Source organism: Loktanella sp. DJP18 (genome assembly GCF_049310965.1).
Taxonomy (GTDB): Bacteria; Pseudomonadota; Alphaproteobacteria; order Rhodobacterales; family Rhodobacteraceae; genus Loktanella.
This window is the reverse complement of record NZ_JBMERN010000313.1, coordinates 1-1,476: the sequence shown is the minus strand read 5'-3', so window position 1 is coordinate 1,476 and position 1,476 is coordinate 1. Positions and strand designations below refer to the sequence as shown.

Annotated in this window: 1 protein-coding gene; it reads right to left on the bottom strand. The window is 54.9% G+C overall.

The window, feature by feature from the left end; genetic code table 11:
- Window positions 1–124: 124 nt before the first annotated feature.
- Window positions 125–1,476, bottom strand: a 1,352-nt coding sequence (locus ACOI1H_RS25535; RefSeq protein WP_422441125.1) for a DUF2252 domain-containing protein, incomplete at its 5' end; no start/stop codon positions are given.

Below are 1,476 nucleotides of genomic sequence, written 5' to 3'. Positions count from 1 at the left end.
TTTTCTCCTTCCTTTTGTGATGGCTTTAACACGAACCACAATGGCACATTGCGATGCCGTCGGGAGGGACATCCACGCCATCAACATAGCCTTCGGAGCCCACCAGACATGGAGGCACGGGCCTTTACCGATAGACGATGTCGATATTTCTGAACGCGCCGTTGGCGTGATCTTCACAAAAACAGGTATGGTCAGCCCGCAGACGGTCGGCCGCCTCCTCGGTGAAGCGCACCAGATCGGCTATAAATAAACGCTTCGGGTTCGTCGCGGCGAGAATTGATGGCTCAACGTCGTAATCAATCTGTCCCAGATCGTCAGACAGCGCATGGGCCTGCGCCAGAGCAGCGCCGCAGACTCTGGCATAGCGTTTCCAATGTTTGTAGTTCAGATCATCGAGGTCGATGTCATCACGAAACGGTGCCCGCTCTCGGCTCATGAAACTCTCTCCTTCGATTTCGACCGCCCCGTAAAATAAGTCACCATGCGCCAACTGAACTTTTTGGCCGTGCGCGATCCGCTTCCCTTTTTCACCAGCGTTAAAAGCAGATGGTGGCGTGAGACCTTCCAGAGCAGAGTGACGGGCACGTTTGAACTCGATGATGAGATCGTCGGTGGCATCCTGCGACGGTCCTTCGATCAACACATAATATCGGGGGAGTCCAAGCGATGCGGTGCCCTGCCCGTGGCGCACGCAGACATCCTTCACTTTTAGATTGCCCATGCGGTCGGATTTACCAATGTTCCTTGTGTCAGCAAGTTGGTTAATCGCCTTCTGAAACTTCTCAACCTCGCTGGAGAGCGGTTGGAGTTCGTCGCTCGAACGGAAACCCCTTCCTGATGGCTTTAGATAATCTTCCCAAAGCCAGTCCTTCCGTTCTTGCCAGGCTTCTTCGAAAAGCCGGCGAATCACCTTGGGAGAGTTGTCCATTCGGTACTGATCATTTTTTTCGGTGGCGTTGTCCGCGTAAAGTTGCATTGCCTCGACATAACCATCTACGAATTTACCTACAATCTTGCGGCGCTTCCGCCGATTGAACTCAGCGATTTCGCGGGCTGCGATCCAGAATCCGACCGCGCCGCGCTTAATATCCCAAGTAAAGGGTGCGTATATCGTTTCGTCGAAGTCGTTGACACCAAAGATGGGTGCGCCGTTCATATCCGGCATTACTCCGAAGTTTTCCGGGTGAACGTCGCCGAGCGCAAGTACCGATGGCATATGGGAATCCTGTCCAACCATGTCGCGGTAAAACAGGAGGGCGGTTCCGCGAAAGAACTTGAAAAAACCTCCAGCGAGTTCATCGAACTTCTGTTGCCCGCCCTGGTTTTGTTGCGCAATGCGGGCTGCATGGTCCTCCCGCAAGGTGGACCGGACATGCTCGCGCCGCGCTTGGCCGGCCAGCAAAACAGGAGAGACGATCTGCGCGCCGGAAGCGAGCTGCTGGGCAAGGTCACGAAACGCCTCAACGCGGCTGTCGG